This window comes from Pedobacter cryoconitis (assembly GCF_014200595.1).
In the GTDB taxonomy this organism is placed as follows: Bacteria; Bacteroidota; Bacteroidia; order Sphingobacteriales; family Sphingobacteriaceae; genus Pedobacter; species Pedobacter cryoconitis_C.
The window spans coordinates 1,196,452-1,213,435 of record NZ_JACHCG010000001.1; the positions used below are offsets into that span (position 1 = coordinate 1,196,452).

Annotated in this window: 11 protein-coding genes; 6 read left to right on the forward strand and 5 right to left on the reverse strand. The window is 40.3% G+C overall.

The genetic code is table 11. The features are described 5' to 3' along the window. Window positions 1-4: 4 nt before the first annotated feature. From HDE70_RS04960 to HDE70_RS04980, 5 genes are all read right to left on the reverse strand, one after another. Window positions 5-1,522: a RagB/SusD family nutrient uptake outer membrane protein gene (locus HDE70_RS04960; RefSeq protein WP_183888411.1), complete on the reverse strand. Its 1,518-nt coding sequence runs from the start codon at window positions 1,520-1,522 to the stop codon at window positions 5-7. A 12-nt stretch (window positions 1,523-1,534) separates the two neighbouring features. After that, window positions 1,535-4,693, reverse strand: a complete 3,159-nt coding sequence (locus HDE70_RS04965; protein WP_183888413.1) for a SusC/RagA family TonB-linked outer membrane protein — start codon at window positions 4,691-4,693, stop codon at window positions 1,535-1,537. A gap of 106 nt (window positions 4,694-4,799) precedes the next feature. Continuing rightward, window positions 4,800-6,452 (reverse strand): sodium:solute symporter, encoded by a 1,653-nt coding sequence (locus tag HDE70_RS04970; RefSeq protein WP_183888415.1) that lies wholly within the window; start codon window positions 6,450-6,452, stop codon window positions 4,800-4,802. Between the two features lie 41 nt (window positions 6,453-6,493). Continuing rightward, window positions 6,494-7,723 carry an enolase C-terminal domain-like protein gene (locus HDE70_RS04975; RefSeq protein ID WP_183888417.1) on the reverse strand — a complete coding sequence of 410 codons (1,230 nt, stop codon included), beginning with the start codon at window positions 7,721-7,723 and terminating at the stop codon, window positions 6,494-6,496. A 10-nt stretch (window positions 7,724-7,733) separates the two neighbouring features. Next, window positions 7,734-8,519, reverse strand: coding sequence for an SDR family NAD(P)-dependent oxidoreductase (locus tag HDE70_RS04980; RefSeq protein WP_183888419.1), 786 nt, complete (start codon window positions 8,517-8,519; stop codon window positions 7,734-7,736). A gap of 255 nt (window positions 8,520-8,774) precedes the next feature. Between HDE70_RS04980 and HDE70_RS04985 the strand changes: the two genes are divergently transcribed. The 6 genes from HDE70_RS04985 to HDE70_RS05010 all read left to right on the forward strand — a co-directional run bounded on the left by HDE70_RS04985 (window position 8,775) and on the right by HDE70_RS05010 (window position 16,972). After that, window positions 8,775-9,701, forward strand: a complete 927-nt coding sequence (locus HDE70_RS04985) for an AraC family transcriptional regulator (RefSeq protein WP_183888421.1) — start codon at window positions 8,775-8,777, stop codon at window positions 9,699-9,701. A gap of 143 nt (window positions 9,702-9,844) precedes the next feature. Further along, on the forward strand, window positions 9,845-10,339 hold the full coding sequence (locus tag HDE70_RS04990) for a MarR family winged helix-turn-helix transcriptional regulator (RefSeq protein ID WP_183865585.1): 495 nt from the start codon (window positions 9,845-9,847) through the stop codon (window positions 10,337-10,339). A 20-nt stretch (window positions 10,340-10,359) separates the two neighbouring features. Then, on the forward strand, window positions 10,360-11,061 hold the full coding sequence (locus tag HDE70_RS04995) for a GNAT family N-acetyltransferase (protein ID WP_183888423.1): 702 nt from the start codon (window positions 10,360-10,362) through the stop codon (window positions 11,059-11,061). A 51-nt stretch (window positions 11,062-11,112) separates the two neighbouring features. Beyond that, complete coding sequence (locus tag HDE70_RS05000) at window positions 11,113-11,508, forward strand: DoxX family protein (protein ID WP_221270522.1); 396 nt, start codon at window positions 11,113-11,115, stop codon at window positions 11,506-11,508. Window positions 11,509-11,844: 336 nt separating this feature from the next. Further along, window positions 11,845-15,039: a SusC/RagA family TonB-linked outer membrane protein gene (locus HDE70_RS05005; RefSeq protein WP_260159934.1), complete on the forward strand. Its 3,195-nt coding sequence runs from the start codon at window positions 11,845-11,847 to the stop codon at window positions 15,037-15,039. A gap of 7 nt (window positions 15,040-15,046) precedes the next feature. Then, entirely contained in the window at window positions 15,047-16,972 is a 1,926-nt protein-coding gene (locus HDE70_RS05010; RefSeq protein WP_183865588.1) for a RagB/SusD family nutrient uptake outer membrane protein, read from the forward strand. The last annotated feature ends 12 nt before the right edge of the window (window positions 16,973-16,984 follow it).

The window sequence follows — 16,984 nt, forward strand, 5'->3', positions numbered from 1 at the left end:
TTGCTTAATAATTTGGGTTCTGAACTAATATACCACCACTTTTATCAATTTCGGTTTGAGGCAATGGCCATTTGTAAAATTTATCCTCAAAGCGATAAGCGAACAGCCCGTCTTTCACATTATTTAAGACTTGTCCGGCGATATGCCATCTGATCAGATCATAATGACGCAGCCCTTCAAATGCTAATTCTACTCTTCGCTCATGGCGGATTCTCTCTCTCATTTGCTCTTTTGATAAGCCAGCAGGGAATGGAGGCATGTTTACCCGCGCGCGAAGATCTGTCATGGCCTGATAAACTGTTCCATCGGGGCCTGATAATTCATTTTGTGCTTCAGCATACATCAATAAGACTTCGCCAAAGCGTAAGATTACCGCATCCTGCTGACTCAATGTAGAGAAGCCGTAAGGAATATTATTAGGCTCTAAAAACTTAATCACCCCGTAACCAGTAGGTCTTGGATTAGATGGATGATGTACCTTACCATTCCCAAAATCTACGAAATCTTTGTAAACCGTTTTTGTTAATCTTGGATCACGATCCGTAAATGGAGCTGCGGTATTGGTGAGCGGAGAAGTACCATAAGGTAAACCATCCGTACATTCATAGGTATTCACCAGGTTAGACAATGGAGCAGCTGCATCCCAATCCCCATAATACAAATCCCAGGCTGCTGTATTGTTAGGAGCGAGGAAGTTCACCGTAAATATAATTTCCGGATTACCTTTTTGTGTCGCATCTCTGAATATATCTTCAAAATTCTTACTTAACTTATATTGCGACATCAATTGCTTGCAAAGGTCTGTAACCTGCTGCATGATAGCCAGATCTGGCGTTCCATTATTTCCATAAGCGGCAAACATTAACACACGTGCTTTTAAGGCCTTAGCTGAAGAAGAAACAGCATGTCCATAATTCTGGAAGTACGGATCTGTTTTCAGATTAGCGATACTAAAATCAAGATCAGTAGTAATTTGCGTCAGGATTTTATCTGCGCCAACTTTTGGCTGGTTCTGTGTTTGCAAAGTTAACGGCTCTAATACCAGCGGTACATCACCATAAATGGTATACAATTGATAGTAATAAAATCCCCGGATGAACCTGACTTCTGCTTCAAATTGTTTGCGGTCATCAGCGGTAATATCTGCTCCTGTATAAGCAGTAAGTTGTTGCAGAAAAATATTGATCCTTGCTATTCCGGAATAACTATTATTGTATATACTGGTTTCAAAACCACCGGTAGATGGGTTTAGATTTCCGGAAGCAATATCATTGGAACTACCGGAGTTAAACTGGCAATACCCATTGTCTGTCAGACAATCTCTGAAGCCCATACCTACAGTGAAATCTTCTTTTTGCATAGAAGCATAAACTGCTGCAAGCCCTTTATTAAAATCCTCTTTTGATTTCCAGAAGGTTGCTGTAGAGATTTGATCCAATGGATTTAAATCCAATGCTTTTTTACAGGCACTCAGACAAATGACTGCGGTAAATATCGTGGTGAGTAAGATTTTCGTTTTCATATATCAGACAGCTTAAAAAGTAACATTCAGACCAAAAGAATAAATCTTGTTTTGCGGATATTGCACCAGATCTCCGCTTCCTCCGCGCTCAGGGTCAAGTCCCTTGAACTTGGTGCTGGTAAATAAATTGTCGCCAGAAAAATAAACTCTTAATCTTTCCAGGCCAATAGTCTTCACGATCTTTGTTGGAATAGTATAACCGAAAACCAGGTTCTTAAGTCTTAAATAAGAACCATCCTGTAAAAAGAAAGTAGAGGCACGGGTAATTTTTTGTGGTGCATTTCCTCCCCAGTACATCCTTGGCATTGTGGTAGAAGGATTTTCCGGAGTCCAGCGATCCAGCCAGTCTGTAGTAGGAGGGGCGCCTTGTACAAACGGTATAGTACCCCATCCGGTCACAAAATATTTAACGCCATAAACACCTTGCAACATCGCTGAAATGTCGAACCCTTTCCAGCTGGCCGATAAGTTAAAAGCATAGTTTAATTTTGGAAATACGCCGGGTATAATTGTACGGTCATTATCGTCGATTTTCCCATCCCCGTTCACATCTTTATATTTCAGATCACCTGCCAAAGTATTATCATTATACTGTTTTGGTGAATTTTGAACTTCGGCAGCAGATTGAAAAATCCCTTCTACCTGCAAAAGATAAAAAGAGTTCCACGGTTGTCCGTTCTGATTAATGGACGAGCCGCCAATTTCGCGCTGCCCAAACTTAACCAGCTTATTGCTATTGTGGTCAAGATTAACCCCTGCGCTATAGGTTAAGCCAGTAAACAGGCCACTCTTGATCGTATTGTTATAAGTCAGACCAAACTCAACTCCTGTATTTTCAACTATGCCATCATTGATAATCGGCGCTCCCAATCCTACCAATGCGGTTACCTGTGATTGTCTTAAAATATCAGTTGTTCTTTTTTTATACCAGTCTGCGGTCAGGTTAAAGTTTTTGAAAATAGTCAGGTCTAATCCTACGTCCGTCATGGTTGTAGTTTCCCACTGGATTAAAGGGTTATTTAAATCAGCCTGCGCAACTCCGGTTGTTAATGAACTGTTATCAAATGAGTAATTTCCGGTCAGTTGCAGCAACGCCTGGTAAGGATAATTGATGCCATAACCATTCACAACTATGTTTTGATTACCCAGCTTACCCCATGAACCTCTTACTTTCAGGTTATCCACCCAGCCCAGTTCCAATGCTTTGAAAAAAGGTTCTTCTGTTACTCTCCATCCGGCCGAGAAAGAAGGGAAGACTCCCCACCGGTTACCCGTATTGAATTTTGAACTACCATCATAACGTACATTTCCTTCTACTAAATAACGCTCCTTGTAATTATAATTCAGACGTCCGAAATAAGACATTAAACCCCATTGATTACCTGTTCCGTTGGTAGATTGTATCGAAGGGCTTCCGGCATTTAATTCTCTTAAATCCTGGTTTGGAAATTCCTTGCGATAACCCGAAAGGTACTGGTAATGGTTTTGTTCTATACTGTAACCAGCTTGTGCTTTAAGACTATGACCATTAAAGTTATGGCTATAATTAAGGTAACTGTATAAGTTGGTATAAATAGTCTGCTGATCCTGAACAGTTAACCCGCTGCCCAGATCGAGCGTGGTAGCCAGTAAATTGGTGCGGAAATTATATTCAGGCACTGGTGTACGGAAGTCTTTATACTTATCAAAAGTAGCATTGATAGCCCCTTTTGTATACCACGAAAAATCTTTGTTGAACTGAACTTCAACCCATGCCTGAGCATTGAGTGTATAGTCGTTGGTATTATGGGTGATGTTGTTATTTAATACCCCGAACGGGTTTTTGTTATTGTATTCAAAATCATAGGCTTTATAAGTTAAGCGTCCGCTGCCATCGGTTAAATACGGGCCATAAGTAGGCGCCTGTGACATGGCCGACAGAAACATATCTCCCGATCCGAATGGTGTAGACTCCAATGTTCCGGATTTTAACAACACATTAGTTCCGAATTTGATATGCTCGTTGATTTTTGAAGTCAGGTTGATACGTGCGTTATACTTTTTATAATTAAACCCCCTCATAATCCCATTCTGATTGACATAACCTAAAGAAACATTATAGGTAGTTTTATCATTTCCTCCATTAAAAGTCAGGTTATGGGTTTGAGTAGGCGCTGTTTTAAAGATAAGGCTCAGCCAGTCTGTATTCGGATATTTTACACGGTCAGTACTGTTTCTGTATAAATCGATCTGATCTTGCGGATAAAGAAGGGAAGGGTCTGTTAAACCGGAGTTGATCCGTGCCTCATTATACAAATCCATATATTGTGCTGAATTTGTGACCAGATCAAATAATTTAGTGGGTTTATAAATGCCCACATTCGCATCATACTGGATGGACATTTTGCCAGACTGACCTTGTTTGGTGGTAACCAATACAACACCGTTGGCTGCTCTTGATCCATACATAGCTGCGGAGGCTGCATCCTTTAGTACAGATACATTGTCTATATTGTTGGGGTTCACATCACTGAGATTTCCGGGGACTCCGTCAATAAGTACTAAAGGATCAGATCCTGCACCACTAAATGTACCGTTTCCTCTAATACGGATAGAGACCCCTTCATTACCTGGTTCTCCTTTGCTTTGGATCACCTGAACCCCTGGCATCGTGCCCTGAAGCATTGCAGCAGGGTTAACAACCGGTCTTTTGATCAGGTCATTACCGCTGACAGTTGCGACTGATCCGGTCAGATTTACCTTTTTCTGCGTTCCGTAACCGACCACTACAACTTCGTCCAGAGCTCTTGATTCGGATACTAAAGTAATGTCAATTGTAGTCCTGTTGTTGATCTGGACAGTCTGGGATTTATAACCGACCGAAGTGAAGGTTAACGAAGTATTTCCAGCTGCTTTGATCGTATATCTGCCCTGGGCATTGGTACTGGTGACCTGGGTGGTTCCTTCTGCCCTTACCGCTATGCCTGGTAAAGGGCCGGTTGCATCAGTTATTTTTCCTTGCACGGTAATCTCTTGTGCAAAGGATTTTAACGTGAATAAATGAAGGAGAAGCAAGACTAAAATTGCGGCTTTTTTATTCTTTGTTGTTTTAAATTTTTCAGGGTTATTAATTTTTAAAGCAGCGCGAAAAAAAGCACAAGTCCGGATGGACTGATCAATAAACTCTTTCATACATTATATTTTTGGTGTGGTAAAAGTAGAGGACTGGATTTTACATGAAAATGGATTAAGCCATAAAGTAGATGGACTATCCTATGATCATTCCGTTAATTTCTGGCTATCTGAAAATCCAGAACAAAGCGCACATCACGACGAATAAAATGAAAGAAAGCAGTTTATAATTTCCCAAACCGTTCCATCCTTTGCTGGACAAAGATTCTAAAGGTGATTTCCAGTATAAACGTGCACTTTCAGCAGTATGCTGTACAGGGAAGAGCAAAGAAAAGGTGACTTGTAAAAAGACACAGCAACAAAACAGGTAGAAAGCCATCATCATAAAAGGGATCTGACCCATAAAACTTTCAGGGTATACTTTGCCAATAATGAAGACAATGACACCGGTTGCTGAGCCAATATAAAGTGTAAGTTTAGCAGATACTGCGGAAGCCTTACCCCAAAAAATCCCTAATAAAAATACACAGGTAATAGGAGGGGCTATGTGTGCAATAATATCATTAAGCCCGTTAAAGATACTTTCATAACTATTCAATAAGGGTAATAGCAATAAAGAAAATATCAAAGATAAACCAGCGGCAATTTTTCCTGCTTTGACCAGTTTTTGATCACTTGCTCCGGGACGGTATCGCTGATAAATATCATAGCTGGCCATCGTGGAAATGGAGTTAAGAGCGCCAGAAATCTGGCTCATTAGCCCCGAGAGAAGTGCGGCAACTAAAATACCTGCCAATCCTTTGGGAATAAGTTGTAAAATCATCAATGTATAAATTCCCTTGCTATTGATTACTTCTTTACCACCACTTATCGTTTTTAATGCAGTGACATCCAACTGTCCGGTTTGTACCAGGGCATAAGCGAACAGGCCAGGTACTACAAAAATAAACACTGGAAGGATTTTGATAAAGCCACAGAACAACGGGCCAATGCGGGCATGGTTTTCATCTTTAGCCCCTAATACCCTTTGCACAATAGTCTGGTCCGCACACCAATACCAGATGCCCAGAATTGGATAACCTAAAAAGACAGCATACCAGGGTAATCCGCTGCTATCGCCATGCGGTCTCATCATAGATAACTTTTCTAATTGATGCTGCTGCTCTAGAACATTCACCATCGGCTGCCAGCCCCCCATTTTGTGATAAGCCGCAAAGGTCATAATGATTGCACCACTCAATAAAACTACGGTCTGAATGGATTCTGTAACCACAACAGCTCTCAAACCACCTACAATTGTATAAATAGAAGTGATCACTGCGATCACAATCACACTGGTATACAGATCTACTCCAAAAAGTGTTTGTAATACAATGCCACCTGCAAGCAGAGAGAAGGAGATATGGATTACAATAGCTGAAACTACAGAAACAATGGCCAGCCAGTCTCTGCTGGCACGGTCGTACCGCTTTTCCAAAAAATCGGGTAAGGTAGTTACACCCGATCTGATATAAAACGGGACGAAAAATAAAGATAACAGGATCAGTGTAAATGCGGCCATCCACTCGAAATTTCCATTCAGCAAACCACTGTCAAATCCACTTTGTGCCAAACTGACTAAATGAACGCAGGAGATATTGGTTGCGAATAATGCCAGGCCTATCATTGGCCACCGTAATGTTTTACCCGCTAAAAAGTATTCACTGGCCTCATTCTGCTGGCCAGTTTTATACTTGTGTTTTATACCCGCCCATAATCCGATAGCAAAAATGAATACGATATATAAAATACTGATAGTGGTATCTAGTGGATGGATCATTTCGGCTTAAGTATTATATTTTGATATACTGTATTATTTAATCAGGTTAAACTTTTTAATTCGCAACTGCTACCAGCCTCTTGCGGGGTCACATAAGAACCATTTACAATTTGGGCCGGATGTAAAAAGTGCGGTTTCAAATGCGGGATATGTTCCAGAAACAAAGCTTCATGACCAACGGTAATATGGTTGAATAAAACTAAATGCTGGTGTAGTTGTCCCATGTCGCCAACATGAGGGACTACTGGTATTCCAAATTTTTTGCACAATAAACTTACAGTAATAAATTCACTTACACCACCAACACGTACGGCATCTACCTGAATAAATGAAGCAGCACCAGTTTGCAGATAGTTTTTGAAAACCACTTTATTTGGAACATGTTCGCCGATTGCAAGTTTGATTGGGCTGATCGCTTTCGCAAGTATTTGATGCGCAAGTACATCATCAGGGTGGGTCGGTTCTTCTATCCAGTAAGGATTCATTTCTTTGAGCCGGTCGCAAATTTGAATAGCCTGCGGTAAATTCCACTGCTGGTTTGCATCCAGCATTACTTTGACTGCGTCTCCGGCTACTTCTCTTACTATATTTGCTCTGCGGATATCTCTTTCAAAATCTGGTGAGCCTACTTTTAGCTTCATTGCTTTAAAGCCTTCAGCAATTGCTTTATGGCAGTTTGCCCTGACCATTTCATCCGAATAATTAAACCAGCCGATAGAAGTATCATATCCCGGGTATCCGGCAGTGAGGATAGGAGTTCTGGTTGATTTTGTTTTTTGCTGCTCCAATAGCATTTGTAATGCCTGTTCTTTGGTCAGTTCATCTTCCAGATAAGAAAAATCAAGCGTATTGATGATTTCCTGAGGGGACAAATCAATTAATAACTTCCACAATGGAAGACCTCTTTTTTTTGCCCACAGATCGTAGCAAGCATTGGTCACAGAGGCTAAAGCTAAATGTACAATACCTTTATGCGGGCCAAGCCAGCGGAATTGCTGATCATCTGATAGTTTTTTGAAGAATGCCCCGAAATCAGACATGAGTTCTTCGATATCTTTTCCTTGCAATTGTTTTGCATAATACTGCGCTGCTTTGCATACAAGTTCATTGCCTTGACCTAAAGTGAAAGCAAGGCCGTATCCAATATTCCCGCTGTCATCAAATAATTGGGTGACAGCATAAGAATAAACAGGGTTTTGATGAATCGCATCACTGCCGGCATTCCCGCCTAATTGATAACGGGCATCGGAAACTTCAATTCTTTTTATCATTTAATATAGTTTAGGAATGATGATCCATGATCTTTCTGTAACCAAGTTCTGCTCCGCCGGAAACAGGGAGTATACAACCTGTGATGAACCGGGCTTGTTCGGAGATCAGGAATAAACAAGCATCTGCAATGACATCTCCTTCCGGGCAATAGCCTAAAGGATGGATCGCGTCCAGGTAATTTTTAATAGAGACAGTGTCTGATTGTTGTGCACTCCAGGTTCTGAGCATCGGAGTCCATACACCAGCCGGGGCTACTGAATTTACACGGATACCAAATGGGGCATAATCCAGAGCCATAGACTTGGTCAGTGCATTTACAGCTCCTTTTGTGGCTGAATATCCGGCATGAACAGGCTGCCCGATTTCACCGACGATACTGCTTGTATTCAATATATTCCCCCTGGTTTTTTTAAGTTCAGTTATGCCAAACTTTGTAGTATGATAAATACCTTTCACATTCGTGTCAAAAAGCTGCTGCCATTCTTCATCAGAAGTTTCACAAATCGTTTTTGAGGGATTGGAGATCCCTGCATTATTGTGTATGCTATCTATTTTTCCAAATTTGCTGATCGTAGTTGCGATGGCAGATTGAACTTCCTTTGCAGAGGAAATATCTGCCAGGATATAATGGATATTGTCGTTATTAAATTCATTTTGGGCTTTTTCCAGGCTTTCCTGGTCATTGGTGAGAATGCTGATCCTGGCTCCGGCCCGGTGGTAAACTTTAGCACATTCAAAGCCTATACCCGCTGTGCCCCCGGTCAAAAAAATAACTTTATCTTTCAGTAACTGCATATCATACGATTATAAATGGTTCTTTAACTAATTTAAAAACTATAAATAGTTAATCTTAATGTAATCAAATGTATAGGGTGGTAATTAATCCTATAATGGGCTATCCATTTATTTTAATGGATAATTCTATTTAAAAATAAGTTTTAAGCTTAAGCTTGCTTTAATTGAAAATGGAGTATATCTTGTGTAAGATTTCATGGTAACAAAACCGTTTTATGTTTTGATACAATGGAGTCTGACCAAAATATAGACCTTATGAATAATGTGTACAAAAGACGGGACGGCTTTGACGGGGAAAAGATCATTCACATCCCGTCAAAAATCCTGAAGAATTATTTAAAGAAGCATCCTGCTTTATTTAATATTTACATTGCCCATATTGGTTATTTCCCTAAAGCCTGGTCTCATTACAGGGAGTGGAGAAAGGGATGCGAGGATAATATTTTTATTTACTGTTTGACGGGTAAAGGTTATTATGTCATAGATAATAAAAGATTTGAGGTTACGCCTAATCAATTTTTCGTTATACCTGCTACAGATAAATGTATAAAATATTGGTCTGATACAGATGATCCATGGACTATCTACTGGGTTCATTATACCGGAAGCATTATTGATAATTTCAATACCTCATTAAACATAGATTTCTTTAAAGGGCCTGTGCCAATTCCTTTTAATAGCAAAGCAATTGAAATATGGAAGAATATCTTTCAATGTCTGGAAATGGGATACAGTATGGAGAATTTATGTAATGCTAATTTTCGTTTGTATCATTTTATTGCTTCCTTTCTTTTTCCTGATAAAAATGTATCAGTTGATGCCAGTGGTCATGGAGATATTATTAACAGTACAATTCTGGAAATGAAGAATAATATTGATAAAAAACTGGTAGTGGAAGAAATGGCCAGCCTCCATAAATTATCTGGTTCTCACTTCTCCAGTTTATTTAGAAAAGCGACAGGAATGCCTCCGATTGATTATTTTATCCACTTAAAAATGCAAAAGGCTTGCCAGCTTTTATGTATAAATAAAGCTAAAATCAAAGAGGTGGCCATGGATCTTGGTTATGAAGATCCATACTACTTTTCCCGGTTATTCAAAAAGTATATGGGGTTATCACCAGAGCAGTATAAACTGACAACGATCAGTCCGCTGACTTTAAAAACAGCAGTAGCTGTATAGCCGATTTACAGCGGCAGATCAGCGGCCTGTTTATTCAGGCCATATGCCATTTTTGAACAACTGGAACCACTTTTCGATAGTTGGTTCACTGTATATTCTATTTATTGTCTATATTTACGTAAACTTTTACGTAAATATAGACAATGATAGCAAACATTATTAATGAATCGGGTTCTTTTGCCATTGGGGCCAGGCTGCGCAGATTATATGATTCACTCACCAATGACATGACCCTGATTTATCAGGAGCAGGGTTTACCACTGGAAACAAAAGATTTTATTCTTTATTATTTAGTGAGTAAACGCAGTAGTATAAGTATCTCAGAGATTGCCAAAGAACTGAACCTCACACATCCCGCAGTGATTCATATTGCAAAGAGTTTAGAGAAAACAGGATACATCGAATCTGAAAAATCAGCTAGTGACAGCAGGAAACGTCTCTTGAAACTAACAAAAAAAGGACAGAAAGATTTAGCAAAGTACCGTGTACTCTGGGATGATATTATGGCACTGAACCAGCAGCTATTTGAACAGGAAGTACAGCTTTTACAGAGTATTCAAAAGCTGGAAGAACTGCTCAAAGAACGGACCTATTATCAAAGATATCATGGTTTACAAGCTTCAAAAAAAACAGATTAAATATAAAATTATAATAAACTATGAAAAAGGACTTGACAGTATTGGATAATCCGATATGGAATGCGCTGGATACAGTTCATCAGGGTTTTTCAACCGGTAATCGGGTAATTAAAAGATATAGCGCGGGCACCATCCCTTTTATGGGAATGGCCAGTCCGGATGGTGAACTGTTAAGACAAATAGCACCATATTTTACAGCGAATGAAGAAGTCTTTTTGAAAGATGAGCTGGACTTCATCCCTGAAGAGTGGGAGGTACTGAATAAATTAAACTGTTTGCAGATGGTTTATGTACCTACGCTGAGTACAGAGGTCAATATGGACGCAATAATTAAGCTTTCCGCAAATGATGCCGGTGAGTTATCACGACTGGTCAATTTAGTACAGCCTGGTTTTTTTAAAGAAAGAACTTCTTCGCTCGGAGATTATTATGGAATTAAAAAAGACGGTAAACTGGTTGCCGCGGCAGGAGAAAGATTCAATTTAAACGGCTTTACAGAATTAAGTGCAGTTTGTACGCATCCTGATCATACTGGTAACGGCTATGCACAACGTTTATTAAATGTATTGTGCAACAAAAACCTGGAACAGGGAAATACCCCCTTTCTGCATGTGGTGGACACGAATACAAGGGCTATTCAAATTTATGAGCATTTACACTTTGAAACCAGGATAAATTTCCCGCTGCTCAAATTGAAATACATGGGCAGTAAATTAGTGTAAAAAGAGTATTACCCGGTGTTGTTCGCTGAATGAAATATAATATATTTAAGGATGAATAAAATTAACGCAATCAACCCTCTCTTTCTAATACGTTTAGCTGTAGCTGTTATTTTCCTGACCCATAGTTTACACGGCGTATTTAACCAAACAGTAAATGCATTTGGAGAATCCTATCTGAATGCCGTAGGATTTGCACCTTTTGGTGTTATCATTGCCTGGGCGATGATATCATTTGAGATCGTCGGATCAGTATTGTTAATCTTTGGGAAATTTCTTCGTTTTATCATACCTGCTTTCTGTTTAATTTTAATCACAGGCATTGTATTGGTTCATTATCCGGACGGATGGTTTGTGGTTGGCCCGGGAAGAAACGGAGTAGAGTTCAGTTTTGTTCTGCTCGTTTCTTTGATTGCTATTGCGCTGCCTGTCTGGAAAGTAAAAGACTAATCAGCATTAAATTTTACAATTATAACAGCAGGGCATAATAGCGATATTATGCCCTTTTTATATTCTATTTAGTGGAAATTGAGTAAAGCTACCCCCGCTCTGTATCCGCAATCAGCGAATAGTTCATGTAAATCGATGAATTCCCCATTCTTTTTGTATTGCCCAGCCTATAGATTTGTTTAAATCGATTCAACAAAAACTGGTGTAGTATTTCTTTAAAGAGGCTGCCCTACAGTTGTTTAATTGATTAACCAAATTAAACCAAACGAGCGTATGAACAAACCTTTACAAAAACTTTGTAGAAGTTCCTGTTGCCTTTTTTTTCTGTTGATTTGTTTGAATTGCGAAAACGCATTTTCTCAAACAAAGAAAACAATCACAGGTAAAGTTACAGATACATTGGGCCTGCCACTTCCAGCTGTGGTAGTGGCCGCAGTAAACAAGCCTAATCAAGGTACACAAACCGATAACAACGGAAAATATGTGCTGGATGTACCACCCGGTACGCTGCTAAGATTTTCTTACGTCGGGTATAAAGAACAACGTGTCACCGTTAGCGAATCTGCCAATATCATTAACATCCGGCTGCTGGAGAATAACATTCAGGCAGATGAAGTTGTGATTACCGCCTTAGGACAAAAACAGCGAAAAGAAGCGATCGTAGGCTCTGTCACTACAGTTAAAGTAGCTAACTTAAAAATACCGTCAAGTAACCTGACCAATGCCTTATCAGGACAGATAGCAGGGGTAATCGGATATCAGCGCAGCGGGCAGCCCGGACAGGATAATTCACAGTTTTTTATCAGAGGAGTAACCACTTTTGGTTATAAACAAGACCCGCTGATCTTAATCGATAACGTGGAATTAACAAGTTCAGACCTGGCACGTTTACAAGTCGATGATATTGAAAGTTTTTCCATTTTGAAAGACGCAAGTGCTACTGCGCTTTATGGTGCAAGAGGTGCTAATGGCGTAATCCTGGTGAGTACTAAAGAAGGAAAAGAAGGGAAATCTAAAATCAGCTTTCGCCTGGAGAATTCTATTTCACAATCTACCCAGACCTTGCAGCTCGCAGATCCGGTTACTTATATGAACTTATATAATGAAGCGGCCATAGGCAGAGATCCGCAAGCAGGGCCTAAGTTCAGTCAAAACCAGATTATCAATACGCAGGCTACTGTAAATAAATCACCAGGCTATAATGAATATGTATACCCGGCGGTAGATTGGCTGGGTTTATTGTTCAAGAAAAGAACGACCACACAAAGAGCAAACCTGAGCGTGAGTGGCGGTGGTGGAGTAGCCCGTTATTACGTTGCAGGATCTTATAACCGTGACAACGGGGTTTTAAATCAGGACATTAAGAACAACAGCGATAACAATGTAAAATACAGCAACTATCAGCTGCGTTCCAATGTCAACATCGACGTAAGCAAAACTACACAACTGATTGTCCGTCTTTCGGGTAATTTTAGTGAATATGCAGGCCCGCTGGCTACCGATGGCGGCTTCTCCACTGACCTTTATAACGTTGCAGTCCATACCAGTCCGGTACTTTTTCCAGCCTTTTTTCCAGCAGATGCTGCTAATCAGAATGTTCAGCATATTTTATTCGGTAATGAAGGAGGGACAACTCAGAACAGCATTTTATATAACAACCCATACGCTGCTTTACTCAGAGGACATAAAAATTCATCCGAATCCAGGATGTCTGCCCAGTTTGAAGTCAATCAAAATCTGGATTTCCTGACCGAAGGGCTTTCTTTTAAAACTATATTCAGTACAAACAGGTATTCTTACTTTGATTCGCAGCTGGCCTATTCCCCATTTTATTATAGTGCAGAGAATTATGACCGCCTGACCAATCAGTATTCCTTAAAATGGATCAATTCCGGAGTAGAAAATAACCCGCCTAATGTAGCGCAGGAATATCTTTCTTATTACCCCGGTGAACCCAATATCAGTACGTTTTTATACGGGCAGGCTTCTTTAAATTATAACCGGACATTCAGTGCTGACCATACCGTAAGCGGCACACTGATCGGGACTGGTCAGCAAACTACCTATAGCAATGCGAAAGACCCTAAAACTGACAAGAGAACTCTGCAATATTCGCTGCCATACAGAAACTTAGGTCTGGCCGGGCGTTTAACCTATGCCTTTAAGAACAAATATTTTATCGAATCAAATTTTGGCTATAATGGATCAGAACGTTTTTCAGCAGATCACCGGTTTGGCTTTTTTCCAACTATTGGAGCAGGCTGGCTGGTTTCCAATGAGAAGTTTTGGGACAAATTTTCCAGTGTAGTGACCCGCTTAAAATTGAGAGGAAGTTATGGACTGGTTGGGAATGATGCGATCGGAGATCAGCGCTTTTTCTATCAGTCTGATGTAAATTTAAGTGGCGGAGGGAATTATGCACAGTTTGGCTATAACGGCGCATCTTCACGCTCTGGTGTTTATATCAATAGCTATGAAAATCCTTCCATTACCTGGGAAACTTCCAGGCAAACGAATCTTGCGCTGGAAATGACGCTTTTTAAAAACATGAATATCATAGCCGAGGTGTACAACAACTACCGGTATAATATTTATATGCAACGTAAAAACCTGCCTTCTACCTTAGGCTTGGAGGCTGTTGACAACAATAACAATCCTAATGTAGGTGCCAATATTGGGATCGCAAGGTCAAGGGGGATTGATTTATCTATGGATTATAAGCTCAATATCAATGAGTTTTCTTTTGCGATCAGGTCTAATCTGACATTTGCGAAAAACAAGTATATCAACTTCGAAGAGCCGCAATGGGCTGAGCCCTGGAGATATACTACCGGGCAGGCGATCAACAGAAACTATGGTTTTATCGCAGAAAGGTTATTTGTGGATGATAAGGAAGTCCTCAATTCACCAGTGCAGAAATTCGGGAATAAACTGCCAAGAGGTGGTGATATTAAATACAGGGATTTAAATGGCGATGGGAAAATTGATGATGCAGATAAAGCTTTCATCGGTTACCCGCAGTCGCCTGAAATTGTATATGGCTTTGGTTTCAGCTCTTCTTATAAAGGGTTTGACCTGTCAGCATTTTTTACCGGACAAGGAAGAGTGAGTTTCTTTATTGACCCTAAAAAAGTCAGCCCTTTTGTGCCTAGTGAAGAGAAATATATTTATGGAAATACGCAGTTATTGAAAGATTTTGCAGACAACCACTGGTCACCAGAAAATCAAAATCTATATGCTTTATATCCAAGGCTTTCAATTACCGGAGATGACCTGGCTAATAACGCACAAACGAGTACCTGGTGGATGCGCAACGGGAGTATGCTCAGGCTAAAATCTGTGGAATTTGGCTATACCTTACCTTCCAGGATTTCTAAGAGCATAAGGCTTTCTTCTTGCCGGATTTACTTTAATGGATTGAACCTGATCACCTGGAGCCCCTTTAAAATGTGGGACCCCGAGCAAGGGGGAAATGGCTTTGCTTATCCGATTCAAAAGGTATTTAATGTCGGGGTTAACGTGAACTTATAAAGAACCTATGAAAAAATATTATAAATATATATGCCTTGGATTTTTGGCAATCTCCAGCCTGTCCTGTAAGAAATATCTGGATATTACGCCCGATAATTTAGGTACACTGGATTATGCATTCAGGAACAGAAATGAAGCAGAGAACTATCTGTATTCCTGTTATGCCTATATGCAGCGCATGACAGATGTGGCAAGTAATCCCGGATTTACAACTTCCGGAGAACTCATTTATTCTAATGATCTGGATAATTACCTCGGCTTTAACCGGAGTGGTTTTAATATGCTTCGGGGTACTCAAACCTCCAATGATCCCAGTCTGAATGCCTGGGATGGCTCAAACGGAAGTTACAGTATGTTCAGGTCTATCAGGATTTGTAATATCATGCTTGAAAATATTGATAAGCCTATTGACTTGTCAGCTTCGGAAAAGAAAAGATGGATTGCAGAAACCAAGTTTTTAAAAGCATACTATCATTATACTTTATTCAGGATGTACGGCCCTATACCACTGATTAAAGATAACCTGGCTATTACCAGTACAACCGATGAAGTGCGGGTCAAAAGGTCGACTGTGGACGAGTCTGTAAATTATATTGTTTCCTTATTGGATGAGGCTATTCCAGATTTGCCAGCTGTAATCAGTAACCAGGCACTTGAATTAGGAAGAGTAACCAATCTGATTGCACTAGCAGTTAAAGCCGAGGTTCTGACTACCGCAGCCAGCCCGTTGTTCAATGGCAATCCAGATTATGCGGGGTTAATTGATAAGGATGGAAAGGCACTTTTTCCGGCTGCTTTTGATCCTTCAAAATGGCAAAAGGCAGCGGAGGCAGCTAAAGCAGCAATTGTTGCCAGTGAAGCCCAGGGTGTCCGGTTATACACTTATTCTGCACCTGCTACAATTGGCAAACTTTCTGATTCTTTGAAAAAAGAACTCGATATACAAAATTCTGTAACTGAAAAATGGGAATTAAATCCGGAAATCATCTGGGCTTCTAACCCCGCATTCGGTTATCAGGGATATTCAACGCCAAGGCTGACCCCAAAATCGGCTATTAGCAGTTTCTCGAATCCTTCTACTTTTTCTGCGCCAATTTCAACACAAGAACTTTTTTATACCGTCAACGGGGTTCCCATCAATGAAGATAAAGACTGGGATTATGCAGGTAGAAATACGCTCAAAACCGGAGATGGAGCAAGTCGTTATTACATCAAAGAAGGCTATGAAACAATTAAAGGTCATTTTGCCAGAGAATCACGGTTTTATGCAGATCTGGCCTTTGATGGAGGAATCTGGTTTGGCAATGGGAGGATTAATCAGGATGACGCTAAAAATCCGCTTTATAGTGTACAGGCCAGAGGAAGTGAAGGTCTTGCCGGGCCAAAAGACAGGATCAGGCTGAATATAACCGGATACTGGCCTAAAAAACTGGTCAACTATCTTTCTATTTATGATGATGGTTTTCAGCCGGCCGACTTTCGCTTACCACTCATCAGACTTGCAGGTTTATATCTGCTATATGCTGAGACGCTGAATGAGGCAAATGGGCCTACAGCAGAGGCTTTTAATTATATTGACAAAGTCAGAACAAGAGCAGGTTTACAAGGTGTTCAGGCAGCATGGGCTGCACATTCCAGAAATCCCGGAAAATATAGCAGTAAAGAAGGATTGAGACAGATTATTCACCAGGAAAGAAGGATTGAATTGTGTTTTGAGGCGCAAAGCGGATGGGATCTCCGCCGCTGGAAAGAGCTGCAAAGCGTGCTGAGTACACCGATGCAGGGCTGGAACATTTATGATACAGAGGCCATCAACTATTACCGTCCAACCACACAGTTTATCCCTGTATTTGGCTTAAAAGATTATTTATGGCCAATCAGAAGCTATGATCTTGTCGTTAATCCAAACCTTGTTCAGAATCCATACTGGTAATCATTTAATAAA